Origin of the sequence: Streptococcus infantis, from assembly GCF_964243025.1 — a bacterium.
Taxonomy (GTDB): Bacteria; Bacillota; Bacilli; order Lactobacillales; family Streptococcaceae; genus Streptococcus; species Streptococcus infantis_N.
This window is the reverse complement of sequence record NZ_CAXTDJ010000004.1, coordinates 170,238-185,297: the sequence shown is the minus strand read 5'-3', so window position 1 is coordinate 185,297 and position 15,060 is coordinate 170,238. Positions and strand designations below refer to the sequence as shown.

The window sequence follows — 15,060 nt, the reverse complement described above, 5'->3', positions numbered from 1 at the left end:
CTTAAATACTTTTACCTGGTAAGAGACTAACTGGCAAGAAATAACCAGTGGTAGCAACCTCTTTGCCTTCAATTTTTTGTAAGAGCAAATCAACTGTTAGGCGAGCAATTTCTTCCAAGGGTTGTTTAATGGTAGTGAGGTGAGGGTAGTAATTTTCAATGAAATAAGTCCCGTCATATCCGATTACCTTGAGTTGTTCAGGAACAGAGAGACCAAGCTCCTGGGCAATCTTAATAACCAAAATAGCAGTTAAATCATCAGAGGCGAAAATCGCATTTGGTTTTTGTTTGGTCAGGATATTTTTAATTTCCATTTCCTTACGAAGGGGTGAAAAATCACTGGAAACATTGATAATAGGAGCCTTTGGCAAGATTGAAGCAAAACCAGCATGACGAAGTCCAGTTGGTGAATTGGAATTGTCATTTCCTGTAATCATAATGATAGACTTGGCTCCAGTTTTAGCCAAGGTCTGAGCGGCTAGGACTCCGCCAGCATAGTTGTCAGAAGAAACGACAGGTATGTCTGGTGATAGGTTACGGTCAAATGAAATGATCGGAGCGGTTACGCGATTGTAATCCTCAATCCCAAGGTTATGACTTCCCGAAATGATGCCGTCCACCTGGTTGGCTTCTAACATTTCGATGTATTCGCGTTCTTTTTCCGAATCGTGTTCACTATTACAGATGATGGTCTTGTAACCTTTTTTGAAGAGTTCGTGTTCCAATTTATCAATCAATTCAGCATAGAAAACATGGCTGATTTTAGGGAAAATCAAACCGATTAACTTGGCTGATTTACCTTGAAGACTGCGAGCAAGGTTGTTGGGTTTATAGCCCAGCTCACGCATAGCATCATTGACTTTTTGAATGGTTTTTTCTGACAGATAACCCTTTTTGTTGATGACACGTGAAACGGTAGTAGGGCTGACACCAGCTAATTTTGCGACATCAGTTAGTTTTGCGACCATATTCTAATTCGTAGTATGTTCCAGTTGGGTTTCCAGATTTGATAAGGATTCCATTTTGGTTCTCATGTGGGAAGACACGACCAGAAAATACTTTTTCTCCTTTATTAATGAAAATTTCAAAGATTGAATTGTCGATGAAGATATTTACGGTAGTAGCTTGGTTATCAATTGGACATGAGCGAGTAGTTCCAAATTCTTGAGCGTATTGCTCACCTACCTGACTGCGGTCAACGGTTACTTGGCCATTGACAAGATCGAAATTGATAGAGAGCCCCTTGCCGTCTTTATCAGCAAGAAGGATGATTTCACTTTGGCTATTAGCCTCTAAGTTTAGTTCAAGTTCGTAGGTGTTCTTAGTTTCAGAACGATTTGAAAATTCCTCTTTTGAAGCTCGGAGGTCCTGGATAGCTGCTACAGGATACTGATAGAGTTTGCCATCTTTAATGGTAAGTTCCTTGACTAATGAGAAGGTTCCTTGATGATCGAAACGGTCAGATGGGTAAGAAACATCTGGTAGACCAAGCCAGCTGACTGCCAGGGCGCGACCATCAGGAGCATTGAAGGCTTGAGTGGCATAGGCTTCAAATCCATAATCAAGATTGTGAAGTTCAGACACATCTACCATACGAGCATTTTCTGGGTCAAAGGAAGCGCCGATTTTATACATATTTGGATAGATATTGTCATAGTCAAGAACCCTTTTATCTAAACCTTGTGGGCAGTAAAGAAGGACAGGTTGTTCTCCGACAAAGACAAGATTTGGGCACTCCATCATATAGGCAGTGCGATCGTTAGCGAAGTCAAGGTCGCCAACTGCTTGCCAGTTTGTGTAGTCGTTGTCAACAGCCTTGTAGAGACGGACGAAGCCTTTTTTATCCAAGTCCTGTCCACCGACGATAGCATAGTATTGACCTTTAAAGTTAAAAATTTGCGGATCGCGGAAATGATCAGTAGAGTCTGCTGGCTGGTCAATCAAGATCTTATCAATCTTATCAATCTTTCCATCCTTGTCCACTAAGGCACCAATCTGGTAAGGATGGCGAATCCAATTTTCATCACGAACATTACCTGTATAGAATAGGAACAAGTTATCGTCAAACTGCATGGCAGATCCAGAGTAAGCACCGTGGCTATCCAGAGGAGTATCAGGTAATATTTTTACACCTGTTTCAGTAAAGTGAACCAAGTCGTCGCTTTCAAGCTGAACCCAAGATTTCAAACCGTGAGCTGCACCAAAGGGGAAATTTTGGTAAAAAACAATCCATTTGCCATCGAAGTAAGAAAAACCATTTGGATCATTAAGGAGTCCTTCTTTTGGCTCAATGTGATAGCTGACGTGCCATGGGGATTGTGCCATCTTTTCTTGGATTTCTTTTCTTTCTTTTTGTGTCCAATCTTCATAGCGTCTATAACGACGCTCGGTAGTCCATTCCATTTATATTCCCTCCATAAATTCTACTATCTTTATAGTAAACGTTTCCTTATAAAAAAGCAAGTCTTTTATATCGAATTTGAGAAAAAAATGTCAAACGATTGACAGACAATTAGGAGCTTGTTTTTATGAAAATCAATGAAAATATGAAAGTTTCTGAAAAAATACACATAAAAACACGTAGGAACAGGCATTTTTGAGAGGATTTTATCAACAAAGTAGCAAAAACTTTAATAACCAAAAAACTTTTTCTGCAAAACGCTTGACATATTTTTGAAAGATGATAAAATAATACTCGTAGGGCGAGTAAAATCGCTTTCAAACAAGAACAAATTTTTTATAAGGAGATTTTTGCAAATGACCAATACAGAAATTGCAAAAAAAGTCATCGATGCCTTAGGCGGACGTGAAAATGTCAACAGTGTAGCTCACTGTGCGACTCGCCTCCGTGTGATGGTGAAAGATGAAGCGAAAATTAACAAGGATGCTATCGAGAACTTGGAAAAAGTTCAAGGCGCTTTCTTTAACTCAGGTCAATACCAAATCATCTTTGGTACTGGTACAGTAAACAAGATGTACGATGAAGTCGTAGCTCTTGGTTTGCCAACATCTTCTAAAGAAGATATGAAAGCAGAAGCTGCTAAACAAGGGAATTGGTTCCAACGTGCCATCCGTACTTTCGGTGACGTCTTCGTTCCAATCATTCCAGCAATCGTAGCAACTGGTCTCTTCATGGGACTTCGTGGTTTTTTGGCTTCGCTTGGATACACACTTCCTAATGATTTAAATGTTTACTCACAGATTTTAACGGATACAGCTTTTATTGTATTGCCAGCTCTGGTTGTTTGGTCTACCTTCCGTGTATTTGGTGGTAATCAAACAATCGGTATTGTTCTTGGTATGATGCTAATTGCAGGTCAATTACCAAATGCCTGGGTTGTAGCTTCTGGTGGGGACGTAACTCCAACTATTTTCTTTGGCTTTATTCCTGTTGTTGGTTTGCAAGGGTCCGTTCTTCCAGCCTTCATCATCGGGGTTGTCGGAGCTAAATTTGAAAAAGCTGTTCGTAAAGTGGTTCCAGAAGTTTTGGATCTTTTGCTAACACCATTCGTAACACTTTTGGTAATGTCAATTCTCGGACTCTTCCTTATTGGACCAATCTTCCACGTAGTTGAGGAGTACATTTTAGCAGGTACTCAAGCCATCCTACATTTGCCATTTGGACTTGGAGGATTCTTGATTGGTGGAGTTCACCAAGTAATCGTTGTATCTGGTGTTCACCATATCTTCAACTTCTTAGAAGCTAAACTAGTAGCTGCAGGAGCTAATCCGTTTAATGCTATTATTACAGCTGCTATGACTGCTCAAGGTGCTGCAACTGTAGCTGTTGGTGTGAAAACTAAAAATCCTAAATTGAAAGCTTTGGCTTTCCCGGCTGCTCTTTCTGCATTCCTTGGTATTACTGAGCCTGCTATCTTCGGGGTAAACTTGCGTTACCGTAAACCATTCTTCCTTTCATTGATCGCTGGTGCTATTGGTGGTGGATTGGCATCTATCCTTGGTCTTGCTGGTACTGGTATGGGTATTACTATCATTCCTGGAACTTCTCTTTATGTTGGTAATGGACAACTTCCACAATACCTTCTTATGGTAGCTGTATCATTTGCACTTGGTTTTGCTCTTACTTACATGTTTGGTTACGAAGATGAAGTAGAAGAAGTTTCAGGAGCAATTTCTGAAGTTGAAACTGACCGTTTAACAGAAGAAGCAGTAACTGGTAATCTTGTTTCACTTAGCGAAGGTGTTATCCAAACTCCAATCGTTGGTGATGTTGTTGCTCTTTCAAATGTGAATGACCCAGTATTCTCAAGCGGAGCTATGGGACAAGGTATCGCCGTGAAACCTAGCCAAGATGTTGTTTATGCACCAGCTGATGCTGAAGTAACAATCGTCTTCCCAACTGGCCATGCTTATGGATTGAGAACAGCTAACGGTGCTGAAATCTTAATTCACGTTGGTATCGATACTGTTTCAATGAATGGTGAAGGCTTCAACCATAAAGTTGCCCAAGGTGACAAGGTTAAAGCTGGAGATGTTCTTGGAACATTTGACTCAGCTAAGATTGCCGCTGCAGGACTTGATAACACAACTATGGTTATCGTAACAAACACTGCGGACTTTGCTTCAGTAAATCCAGTTGCTTCTGGATCAGTTGCTAAGGGTGACGCAATCATCGAAGTTAAAGCTTAATAAATCAAAAAAACGAACAAATGTCATGTTTGTTCGTTTTTGATTGAATGGTAAAATTTACAGAGGAAAATCTAAAATATTGAGCAATTTTCAGTATGGAAATATGCTATAATAAAGAAAATAAATACAAGAGGTTAATCATGACAAAACTATACGGAAGCTTGGAAGCGGGCGGTACAAAATTTGTCTGTGCTGTCGGAGATGAAAACTATAACGTTGTAGAAAAAGTACAATTTCCTACAACAACACCTATTGAAACAATCGATAAAACCATCGAGTTCTTCTCAAAATTCGATAATCTTGCAGGACTTGCCATTGGTTCATTTGGTCCAATCGATATCGATAAAAACTCAAAAACTTACGGATTTATCACAACAACTCCAAAACCTAACTGGGCAAATGTCGACTTGCTTGGTGCCCTTCGTCGCGCTCTAAACGTGCCTATGAATTTCACAACAGACGTAAATAGTTCTGCATACGGTGAAGTGGTTGCTCGTAATAATGCCGGCGGTCGTATCGAAAACTTGGTTTATTACACTATCGGTACAGGTATCGGTGCAGGTGTTATCCAACGTGGCGAGTTTATTGGCGGTGTTGGTCACCCTGAGATGGGTCACTATTATGTGGCTAGACACCCAATGGATATTGAAAAAGAATTTAATGGTGTTTGTCCTTTCCATAATGGATGTTTGGAAGGTTATGCAGCTGGTCCAAGTTTGGAAGCTCGTACAGGTGTTCGTGGGGAAAACATTGAACTCAACAACTCTGTTTGGGATGTTCAAGCCTACTACATTGCTCAAGCCGCAGTGAATGCGACTGTAACTTTCCGTCCAGATGTCATCGTCTTTGGTGGTGGGGTTATGGCTCAACAACATATGCTTGACCGTGTACGTGAGAAATTCACAGCCCTACTCAATGGCTACCTACCAGTTCCAGATGTACGTGACTATATCGTGACTCCAGCTGTTGCTGGCAATGGTTCAGCTACACTAGGAAACTTCGTTCTTGCTAAGAGCGTTGCAAAATAAGAATATAAAAAACTCCCAACTGAGAAAGTTGGGAGTTTTGCTTTAGTCTTTTTCTATTTTTGTTTCCTGATGGAAAATATTTTGCCAAGTTTCGTGGCGGCGCCAGATGCTGGTATGAATGGTATCACCGACTTGGTATCGGATGAGTTTTGTTTTTTGGCTGATAGAGGTTAACTGAAGCTCCTTGATAGCAGAGGTTAATTCTTTTTCAGCCTTATAGGCATTCTTGTCCAGTTCTTGTCCGTCCTGGCGGATATAAACGAAGTCTTCTGCAAGTAACTCTTCCAGTTGATTTCCTTGGTCGATTAGTTGCTCTCTCATGAGCAATTTTTTATAGACATTATCTAGAATTTCATCCTCAGGGATTGGTGCTGGTTCGATATGAATGTCTGTATCAAAGACACCAAAGCGTTCTGATAACATGGATTCGACCTGATCCGCAATTTCGTGACTTTCAAAAACAGACAAATCAGGGTTCATTTCCAGAGTGATGTCCAGATAAATATTGCTTCCGTAGGTACGACCCCTTTGAGATTTGACCTTGCTAATCTTAGGAATTTCCATGATAGCCTTTTGATAATCTTCTAGCAAGTGCTCATCAAAACCATCAGAAAGGCTGAAGGATGACTCAATGAAGATATCATAAGCAGTTTTAAGAATAAAGAAGGTAATGATAATAGCGACCAACTTATCCACGATTGGATAGTTGAAGCTACTAGCCAGGATAGCAATAGAAGTTCCAAGAGATGTTACGGCATCTGACAGATTGTCCTTAGCGGCAGCCTTGAGGGCCTTTGATTTAGCTTGCTTACTCAGATGGGTATTGTAGAGATAAACGGCAAACATGATGATAGCAGAGATGACTCCTAGAGTCGCCCCAAGTGGGTCAATAACCGTTTGTTCTCGGCTGAGTATCTTTTGAATGGTGTCCCGTAGAACATCAAAGCCAACGTAAAACATGATGATGGAAGTGATGAGACTTGCCAAATCCTCTATTTTCCAGTGGCCGAAGCGATGATCTCTATCTGCCGGTTGGCGAGCCAAACGAATCCCAATTAGAAGGGCCACGTTTCCAACAATATCTGAAACGTTATTAAAACCATCTGCCACCAAACTGGATGAATGGAGGAGGTGTCCGGTCGCTAGCTTAGCTGCAGACAAGAATAGATAGGTCAAAATGCTGATAATGGCACCACGCTCAGCCAATTTTAAGTTTGAAACCGATTGATTCATCTAACTCCCTTTCTAGCATTTTAGTATTCTTTCATTATACTGGTTTTTCAAGGAAAATTCAAATGTGGGAAGTAAGTTAAATACACCTCAAAACTTGAAAACTTTTGAAATTCTGATATAATAGAACTACTCAAGGGAGTAGCTGGCGGGAAACCGCGATAGTGTCGTCATTACGAATTATTTCCGGCACTATATTAAACAGCGAGACTTGTTTTTTTAAAAAACAGGTCTCTTTTTTTGTAAAAAGAGGCCAAAAAGGAGGAGACTGTTTTGTCAAAAGAACAAAATAAAGACTTGTTTTACACACAAGCCTCAGAAGAAGTCCTAAAGAACTTGGACTCATCTATCGAAGGTTTGTCAACTGCTCAAGCTCAAGAACGCTTAGCGACTTATGGTCGTAATGAGTTGGAAGAGGGTGAGAAACGTAGCCTACTAGCTAAATTCCTTGATCAATTTAAGGATTTGATGATTATCATCTTGCTTGCGGCAGCGGCACTTTCTGTGATTACAGAAGGAATGGACGGTCTAACGGATGCCATTATCATCTTGGCTGTTGTAGTCTTGAATGCTGCCTTTGGGGTTTACCAGGAAGGGCAAGCAGAAGCAGCCATTGAAGCTCTGAAAAATATGTCTAGCCCGATGGCTCGTGTTCGTCGTGATGGTCATGTTATTGAGATTGACTCAAAAGAATTGGTCCCTGGGGACATCGTCTTGCTAGAAGCTGGAGATGTGGTGCCTGCCGATATGCGTTTGCTTGAAGCGGCGTCTCTTAAAATCGAAGAAGCTGCTCTTACTGGTGAGTCTGTCCCAGTTGAAAAAGATGTGACAGGACTTGTTGAAGCAGATGCTGGTATCGGGGATCGTGTTAACATGGGTTACCAAAACTCAAACGTAACTTACGGTCGTGGTATCGGTGTCGTAACCAATACTGGTATGTATACAGAAGTTGGTAAGATTGCGGACATGTTGGCCAATGCAGACGAAACAGAAACACCGTTGAAGCAAAGTTTGGAACAATTATCTAAGGCCTTGACTTACTTGATTATTGTGATTGCAGTTATTACCTTCTTGGTTGGTGTCTTTGTTCGTGGTGAACATCCATTAGAAGGCTTGATGGTGGCGGTTGCTCTTGCGGTTGCTGCGATTCCAGAAGGTCTCCCTGCCATTGTAACCATCGTTCTATCATTGGGAACAACAACCCTTGCAAAACGTAATTCGATTGTCCGTAAATTGCCAGCGGTTGAAACGCTTGGTTCAACAGAAATCATTGCATCTGATAAAACAGGTACTTTGACCATGAACCAAATGACGGTTGAAAAAGTTTATACCAACGGTCAATTGCAAAGCTCGGCATCTGAAATTGCTACTAACAACAATACGCTACGTATCATGAACTTTGCCAATGACACCAAGGTGGACCCATCTGGCAAGCTGATCGGGGATCCAACGGAGACAGCTCTTGTACAGTTTGGTTTGGACCACAACTTTGATGTTCGTGAAGTCTTGAAGGATGAGCCACGTGTAGCTGAATTGCCATTTGACTCAGACCGTAAACTCATGTCTACCATTCATAAGGAAGCAGACGGTTCTTACTTTATCGCTGTCAAGGGTGCGCCTGACCAACTGCTCAAGCGCGTGACTCGTATTGAAGTCAATGGGGAAGTTCGCCCAATCACAGAAGAAGATAAACAAGCTATCCTTGCTACCAACAAAGACTTGGCTAAACAAGCCCTTCGTGTCTTGATGATGGCTTATAAGACAAGCAACGAAATCCCAACCTTGGAATCTGAAATTGTTGAGTCTGACCTCATCTTCTCTGGTTTGATCGGAATGATTGACCCTGAGCGCCCAGAAGCTGCAGAAGCTGTACGTGTCGCTAAAGAAGCAGGTATCCGTCCAATCATGATCACAGGTGACCACCAAGATACGGCTGAAGCTATTGCTAAACGTCTCGGTATCATCGATCCAAATGATACAGAAGACCATGTCTTCACTGGTGCTGAATTGAATGAACTCACTGATGAAGAATTCCAAAAAGTCTTCAAGCAATACTCTGTATACGCACGTGTATCACCTGAGCACAAGGTTCGTATCGTGAAAGCATGGCAAAATGAAGGTAAAGTTGTTGCCATGACAGGTGATGGAGTTAACGATGCGCCTTCACTTAAGACAGCTGACATCGGTATCGGTATGGGGATTACTGGTACAGAAGTCTCTAAAGGAGCTTCTGATATGGTCCTTGCTGATGATAACTTTGCAACCATTATCGTAGCGGTAGAAGAAGGACGTAAGGTCTTCTCAAATATCCAAAAATCCATCCAATACCTCTTGTCTGCTAATATGGCTGAAGTTTTCACCATCTTCTTTGCAACATTGTTAGGTTGGGATGTGCTTCAACCAGTGCATCTTCTCTGGATTAACCTGGTAACAGATACGCTACCAGCCATCGCCCTTGGTGTGGAACCAGCTGAGCCAGGCGTTATGACCCACAAACCTCGTGGGCGTAAGTCTAACTTCTTTGATGGTGGTGTCTTCGGAGCAATCATTTATCAAGGGATCTTCCAAACCATGCTAGTTTTGGGTGTTTATGGTTGGGCTCTTCTCTTCCCAGAGCACCAAGGTCATACTGAAATCCATGCGGATGCCCTTACCATGGCTTTTGCAACTCTCGGTTTGATCCAATTGCTCCATGCCTTTAACGTTAAGTCAGTTTACCAATCAATCTTTAAAGTGGGACTCTTTACCAACAAGACCTTTAACTGGTCTATCCCAGTTGCCTTCGTCCTCTTTGTGGTGACAATTTTGGTTCCTGGATTTAATAATCTCTTCCACGTTTCAAACTTGAGCTTGACTCAATGGATGGTGGTCGCTGTAGGAGCACTTATGATTGTAGTCCTTGTTGAAATTGTCAAAGCAGTTCAACGAGCACTTGGAAAAGATAAAAACGCTATTTAAACATTGAAAAGTCATCTTTGGATGGCTTTTTTGCTTTTATATATGGTAAACAGAGATAGATTTTATGCTATAATCAAGTTGAGAAAAAGATGGAGGAATAGTAGTTGGAAAAGAAAATTGTCAAAGATATCTTGTTTTTGTCGCAGGTATCCCAGCCTGCTAGTCAGGAAGATTTACCCCTAGTAAAGGATTTGCAGGATACCCTACAGGCTAACCGAGAAACCTGTGTTGGACTAGCGGCCAATATGATTGGGGTACAAAAACGCGTCATCATTTTTAATATCGGAATGATTCCCATGGTTATGTTTAATCCAGTTCTCCAATCTTTTGAAGGGGCATACGAGACAGAGGAAGGTTGTTTGTCTTTGACAGGTGTAAGACCGACAACTAGGTATGAGAAGATTACAGTAAGCTACAGAGACATCCATTGGCAAGAGCAAACCATTACCCTGACAGGATTTCCAGCGCAGATTTGTCAGCATGAACTGGATCATTTAGAAGGTCGTATTATTTAGGCTCAAATCCTTCAAATTAAGTAAAGCCTCGTTTTTCTTGCACTCTTGTTTGAAATTTGTGATAATAAATGAAAGAATAATAAATGGAGGACAGTCAAATGGGATTTTATCTGATGATTGGTTCGATGTTACTTGGTCTTTTCGCTTTGAAGATAGGATTTTCTCACCTAAAGGAGAAAAAGGTTACTCTGTCATCTATTTTGACAAGCTGCCTTGGGACAGCACTAGTTCTCTTTGCAATCTGGTTAGGATTGCCAAAATAAGGAAAGAAGCCTCGGTATTCACCGAGGTTTTTAGGTGCAAATCCTTGGTAGTCCTAAAAAAATATGCTACACTAACATTATGAAAATTCTAATCCCAACTGCAAAAGAAATGAACACCGAAATTCCTAGATTAGAGGCTAAACCATTGCGTCCTGAAAGTCAGGCAGTGCTGGATGAATTGGCCAGATATTCTGCCCAAGAGCTGGAGAGTTTTTACAAAATATCTGCCGAAAAAGCGCAAGAGGAGTATGACCATATCCAGGCCTTGAAAAATGAAACTGCGACAAACTATCCAGCCTTGCACCTCTTTGATGGACTCATGTATCGCAACATCAAACGGGACGATCTCACCAAGGAGGAGCAAACCTATCTCGAGAAACATCTCATGATAACGTCAGCTCTCTATGGTGTGATCCCAGCCTTTGCGCCGATTGCACCTCACAGACTGGACTTTTTGATGAAGCTCAAAGTCGTTGGGAAAAGTCTGAAAAGTCATTGGAAGGCAGCCTATGAAGAGTCAATGAAAGACCAGAAGTTAATCTTTTCACTCTTGTCTTCAGAGTTTGAAACTGTCTTTCCTAAAGAAATCCGTGAGAAAATGGTGACCTTCAAGTTCATGGAAGAAAGAGATGGAAAACTAAAAATCCACTCAACCATTTCTAAAAAAGCTAGAGGGGCTTTCTTAACAGCCTTGATGGAAAATCAGGTAACCTCGGTTGAAGAGATTAAAAAGCTCAGCTTTGCAGGTTTCAATTATCGAGAAGACTTGTCTAGTGATAAGGAATTGGCCTTTGTAAAATAGAATGAAAGAAGAGCTTGCTCCCTATCTTTATAGGAGCAAGCTTTTTATGATTTGGCCTTGCTATTTTTTATTTAGAATGGTAGGAATTTTCTCACAATTTTGGTATAATAGGACTATTAGAAAATTTCGAGGAGACAAACATGTCAGTTAAGATTGCTTTACTTGGATTTGGTACAGTAGCCAGTGGCGTACCATTCTTGCTAAAGAAAAATAGAGAAAAAATTGTTCAAGCAGCCCAGTCAGAAATTGAAGTAGCTAAAGTTTTGGTCAAAGACGATCAAGAGAAAGCCCGCTTGCTTGAAGCAGGAAATGATTTTAATTTTGTAACAAACATCGATGAAATCTTGTCAGACAAAGACATCACGATTGTTGTTGAGTTGATGGGGCGTATCGAACCTGCTAAAACCTTTATCACTCGTGCTTTAGAAGCAGGGAAACACGTCGTGACAGCTAACAAGGACCTTTTGGCTGTTCATGGTGCAGAATTGCTTGAGATTGCCAAAACTCACAATGTTGCCCTATACTATGAAGCAGCTGTTGCAGGAGGAATCCCAATCCTTCGTACCTTGGTCAACTCACTAGCATCAGACAAAATCACACGTGTTCTTGGTGTTGTCAACGGAACATCTAACTTCATGATGACCAAAATGGTAACAGAAGGTTGGTCTTATGAAGATGCTTTGGCAGAAGCTCAACGACTTGGCTTTGCTGAAAGCGACCCTACCAATGACGTTGACGGGATTGATGCGGCTTACAAGATGGTCATCCTCAGTCAGTTCGCCTTTGGGATGAATGTCAAGTTTGAAGATGTAGGCCACCAAGGAATTCGCAACATTACTCCAGAAGATGTAGCAGTAGCTCAAGAACTTGGTTACGTAGTCAAATTGGTTGGTTCTGTTGAAGAAACGGCATCTGGTATTGCTGCTGAGGTTACGCCAACCTTCCTTCCTAAAGAACATCCACTTGCGAGTGTTAATGGTGTTATGAATGCAGTCTTTGTAGAGTCTATCGGTATCGGGGAGTCTATGTACTATGGACCAGGTGCTGGTCAAAAACCAACTGCAACAAGTGTTGTGGCTGATATTGCCCGCATCGTTCGTCGTCTGAATGATGGAACAATTGGAAAAGCCTTTAATGAATACAGCCGTCCAGTAGTCTTGGCTAAGCCAGAAGATGTCAAAGCTAACTACTATTTCTCAATCTTGGCTCCAGATTCAAAAGGTCAAGTCTTGAAATTGGCTGAGCTCTTTAATGCAGAAGATATCTCCTTCAAGCAAATCCTTCAAGATGGTAAGCAAGAAGGCAAGGCTCGTGTTGTCATCATCACTCATAAAATCAACAAGGCGCAACTTGAAAATATTACAGCAGCTTTGAAGGGTGTAGCCGAGTTTGAACTTCTCAACACCTTCAAGGTTTTAGGAGACTAAGATGAAGATTATTGTACCTGCTACAAGTGCCAATGTGGGTCCTGGCTTTGACTCGGTTGGTGTAGCTGTAACTAAGTATCTAGAAATTCAGGTTTGTGAGGAACGTGAAGAATGGATGATTGAGCACCAATTAGGCAAATGGATTCCACGTGATGAACGTAATCTTTTGCTGAAGATTGCTCTACAAATTGTTCCAGACCTCCAACCTAGACGTCTGAAGATGGTCAGTGATATTCCGCTTGCGCGTGGACTAGGTTCATCGAGCTCGGTCATCGTTGCTGGGATTGAACTGGCAAATCAACTCGGAAACTTGAAACTAAGCAAACATGAAAAATTACAATTGGCAACTAAAATCGAAGGGCATCCTGATAATGTTGCACCTGCTATCTATGGAAACCTCGTCATTGCCAGTTCGGTAGAAGGTCAGGTTTCAGCTGTTGTGGCGCCTTTCCCAGAGTGTGCCTTCCTAGCTTATATTCCAAACTATGAATTGCGAACTCGCGATAGTCGTGGTGTCTTGCCTAAGAAACTCTCTTACAAGGAAGCCGTTGCTGCAAGTTCTATCGCCAATGTGGCTATTGCAGCCCTACTGACTGGAGATATGGTCAAAGCAGGCCAGGCTATTGAGAGTGACCTTTTCCATGAGCGTTACCGTCAAGAACTGGTGAGAGAATTTGCGACGATCAAGAAAGTTGCTAAGAGAAATGGTGCTTATGCGACCTACTTGTCTGGTGCTGGCCCAACTGTTATGGTCTTGGCTGAGCCTGATAAGATGCCTAAGATTAAGGCTGAGCTTGAAAAGCAACCGTTCAAAGGCAAACTTCATGAGTTGCAAGTAGATACAGAAGGCGTTCGCGTCGAAGCAAAATAAACAGAACAATGGGATGGGGAAACTCTCTATTAGAGGCTTCCTGTCCTTTTTTTGAAAATGAAACATGGGATATGAAATGATTCCCGTGTTTAGCGTCCGACAGACGGTCAAGGAGGATTTGAAATGGCAGAAATATATCTAGCAGGCGGTTGTTTTTGGGGCTTGGAAGAATACTTTTCACGTATTTCTGGAGTGCTGCAAACCAGTGTTGGTTATGCCAATGGTCAAGTTGAAACTACCAATTATCAATTAATCAAAGAAACAGATCACGCAGAGACTGTGCAAGTCGTCTACGACGAAAAGGTGGTCTCGCTCCGTGAGATTTTACTCTATTATTTCCGAGTTATCGATCCCCTTTCTGTCAACCAACAAGGGAATGACCGTGGTCGTCAATACCGCACAGGGATTTATTACAAAGATGAAGAGGATTTACCGACTATCAATACAGTGGTTCGTGAACAAGAACTCCTCATCGGTCGTAAAATTGCAGTGGAAGTGGAGAAACTACGTCACTACATCTTGGCTGAAGACTATCACCAAGACTACCTCAAGAAAAATCCTGGAGGCTATTGCCATATCGATGTGAGGGATGCTGAGAAACCACTGATAGATGCCGCCAACTATGAAAAACCGAGTCAGGCAGTTTTACGAGAAAGTTTATCAGAAGAGTCCTACCGAGTTACCCAAGAGGCTGCGACGGAAGCTCCTTTTAGCAATGCTTATGACCAAACTTTTGAGGAAGGAATTTATGTCGATATCACGACTGGTGAGCCTCTCTTCTTTGCTAAGGATAAGTTTGCCTCAGGCTGTGGTTGGCCAAGTTTTAGCCGACCAATTTCGAAAGAACTTATCCATTACTATCAAGACCTAAGCCACGGTATGGAGCGAATCGAAGTCCGTTCACGTTCAGGAAATGCTCACTTGGGACATGTCTTTACAGATGGACCTCAGGAACTAGGTGGTTTACGCTATTGTATCAATTCTGCATCCTTACGATTTATCGCTAAGGGTGAAATGGAGGAAGCCGGCTATGGCTACCTGCTTCCATATTTGAACAAGTAAAAAGAGAGAGTGGGACAGAAATCGTTAATTCGTTAGAATTCGATTTCGTCGTCCCACCTCCGCACAGTTGAGTAGGGCTGTAAAAGCTGATGAAATCAGCGTAGTAGAGCCCACTCAACCACTGCGTCTTTCTCGACAATCCAAAGACAATTGAGAGGCTAGGGCTTTTGTCACACTCTCTTCATGTTGAAATAGACGGGACACATGAAATACTTACTTTCTTACTTTAAACCCCATAAACAACAAGAAAAGTTG

At 41.8% G+C, this 15,060-nt stretch carries 12 protein-coding genes; 9 read left to right on the top strand and 3 right to left on the bottom strand.

What is annotated here, in order from left to right; genetic code table 11:
• Position 1: 1 nt before the first annotated feature.
• The gene (locus ACESNQ_RS06165) at positions 2 to 967 is read right to left on the bottom strand and encodes a LacI family DNA-binding transcriptional regulator (protein ID WP_373075789.1); all 966 of its coding nucleotides are present in this window, start codon (positions 965 to 967) and stop codon (positions 2 to 4) included.
• Positions 948 to 2,402 carry a sucrose-6-phosphate hydrolase gene (locus ACESNQ_RS06160; RefSeq protein ID WP_373075788.1) on the bottom strand — a complete coding sequence of 485 codons (1,455 nt, stop codon included), beginning with the start codon at positions 2,400 to 2,402 and terminating at the stop codon, positions 948 to 950. The genes ACESNQ_RS06165 and ACESNQ_RS06160 overlap by 20 nt, the downstream gene beginning before the upstream one ends.
• 354 nt (positions 2,403 to 2,756) lie before the next feature.
• Here ACESNQ_RS06160 and ACESNQ_RS06155 point away from each other — a divergent pair, with 354 nt between their 5' ends.
• Both ACESNQ_RS06155 and scrK read left to right on the top strand, forming a co-directional pair.
• A complete protein-coding gene (locus ACESNQ_RS06155) occupies positions 2,757 to 4,649 on the top strand; it encodes a sucrose-specific PTS transporter subunit IIBC (protein WP_373075787.1) in 1,893 nt (630 codons plus the stop codon).
• Between the two features lie 140 nt (positions 4,650 to 4,789).
• On the top strand, positions 4,790 to 5,677 hold the full coding sequence (gene scrK, locus ACESNQ_RS06150; protein ID WP_373075786.1) for a fructokinase ScrK: 888 nt from the start codon (positions 4,790 to 4,792) through the stop codon (positions 5,675 to 5,677).
• A gap of 42 nt (positions 5,678 to 5,719) precedes the next feature.
• On the opposite strand, the gene ACESNQ_RS06145 is transcribed toward scrK, so the two are convergent.
• Positions 5,720 to 6,910, bottom strand: a complete 1,191-nt coding sequence (locus tag ACESNQ_RS06145) for a cation diffusion facilitator family transporter (RefSeq protein ID WP_373075785.1) — start codon at positions 6,908 to 6,910, stop codon at positions 5,720 to 5,722.
• A 270-nt stretch (positions 6,911 to 7,180) separates the two neighbouring features.
• Here ACESNQ_RS06145 and ACESNQ_RS06140 point away from each other — a divergent pair, with 270 nt between their 5' ends.
• From ACESNQ_RS06140 to msrB, 7 genes are all read left to right on the top strand, one after another.
• On the top strand, positions 7,181 to 9,865 hold the full coding sequence (locus ACESNQ_RS06140) for a cation-translocating P-type ATPase (protein WP_373075784.1): 2,685 nt from the start codon (positions 7,181 to 7,183) through the stop codon (positions 9,863 to 9,865).
• 104 nt (positions 9,866 to 9,969) lie between these two features.
• Positions 9,970 to 10,380, top strand: coding sequence for a peptide deformylase (locus ACESNQ_RS06135; RefSeq protein ID WP_373075783.1), 411 nt, complete (start codon positions 9,970 to 9,972; stop codon positions 10,378 to 10,380).
• A gap of 98 nt (positions 10,381 to 10,478) precedes the next feature.
• Positions 10,479 to 10,643, top strand: a complete 165-nt coding sequence (locus ACESNQ_RS06130; protein ID WP_060956070.1) for a DUF3953 domain-containing protein — start codon at positions 10,479 to 10,481, stop codon at positions 10,641 to 10,643.
• 79 nt (positions 10,644 to 10,722) lie between these two features.
• On the top strand, positions 10,723 to 11,445 hold the full coding sequence (gene yaaA / locus ACESNQ_RS06125; protein ID WP_373075782.1) for a peroxide stress protein YaaA: 723 nt from the start codon (positions 10,723 to 10,725) through the stop codon (positions 11,443 to 11,445).
• A 140-nt stretch (positions 11,446 to 11,585) separates the two neighbouring features.
• Positions 11,586 to 12,872: a homoserine dehydrogenase gene (locus tag ACESNQ_RS06120; RefSeq protein ID WP_373075781.1), complete on the top strand. Its 1,287-nt coding sequence runs from the start codon at positions 11,586 to 11,588 to the stop codon at positions 12,870 to 12,872.
• Position 12,873: 1 nt separating this feature from the next.
• Positions 12,874 to 13,743: a homoserine kinase gene (gene thrB, locus ACESNQ_RS06115; protein WP_373075780.1), complete on the top strand. Its 870-nt coding sequence runs from the start codon at positions 12,874 to 12,876 to the stop codon at positions 13,741 to 13,743.
• A 123-nt stretch (positions 13,744 to 13,866) separates the two neighbouring features.
• Complete coding sequence (msrB, locus tag ACESNQ_RS06110; RefSeq protein WP_368909905.1) at positions 13,867 to 14,805, top strand: peptide-methionine (R)-S-oxide reductase MsrB; 939 nt, start codon at positions 13,867 to 13,869, stop codon at positions 14,803 to 14,805.
• The last annotated feature ends 255 nt before the right edge of the window (positions 14,806 to 15,060 follow it).

What these genes read in the sequence shown, in the direction of transcription:
- thrB (WP_373075780.1), top strand. Translation starts at nt 12,874, where the DNA reads ATGAAGATTATTGTACCTGCTACAAGTGCCAATGTGGGTCCTGGCTTT.
- scrK (WP_373075786.1), top strand. Translation starts at nt 4,790, where the DNA reads ATGACAAAACTATACGGAAGCTTGGAAGCGGGCGGTACAAAATTTGTC.
- msrB (WP_368909905.1), top strand. Translation starts at nt 13,867, where the DNA reads ATGGCAGAAATATATCTAGCAGGCGGTTGTTTTTGGGGCTTGGAAGAA.
- ACESNQ_RS06165 (WP_373075789.1), bottom strand. Translation starts at nt 967, where the DNA reads ATGGTCGCAAAACTAACTGATGTCGCAAAATTAGCTGGTGTCAGCCCT.
- ACESNQ_RS06155 (WP_373075787.1), top strand. Translation starts at nt 2,757, where the DNA reads ATGACCAATACAGAAATTGCAAAAAAAGTCATCGATGCCTTAGGCGGA.
- yaaA (WP_373075782.1), top strand. Translation starts at nt 10,723, where the DNA reads ATGAAAATTCTAATCCCAACTGCAAAAGAAATGAACACCGAAATTCCT.
- ACESNQ_RS06120 (WP_373075781.1), top strand. Translation starts at nt 11,586, where the DNA reads ATGTCAGTTAAGATTGCTTTACTTGGATTTGGTACAGTAGCCAGTGGC.
- ACESNQ_RS06130 (WP_060956070.1), top strand. Translation starts at nt 10,479, where the DNA reads ATGGGATTTTATCTGATGATTGGTTCGATGTTACTTGGTCTTTTCGCT.
- ACESNQ_RS06145 (WP_373075785.1), bottom strand. Translation starts at nt 6,910, where the DNA reads ATGAATCAATCGGTTTCAAACTTAAAATTGGCTGAGCGTGGTGCCATT.
- ACESNQ_RS06160 (WP_373075788.1), bottom strand. Translation starts at nt 2,402, where the DNA reads ATGGAATGGACTACCGAGCGTCGTTATAGACGCTATGAAGATTGGACA.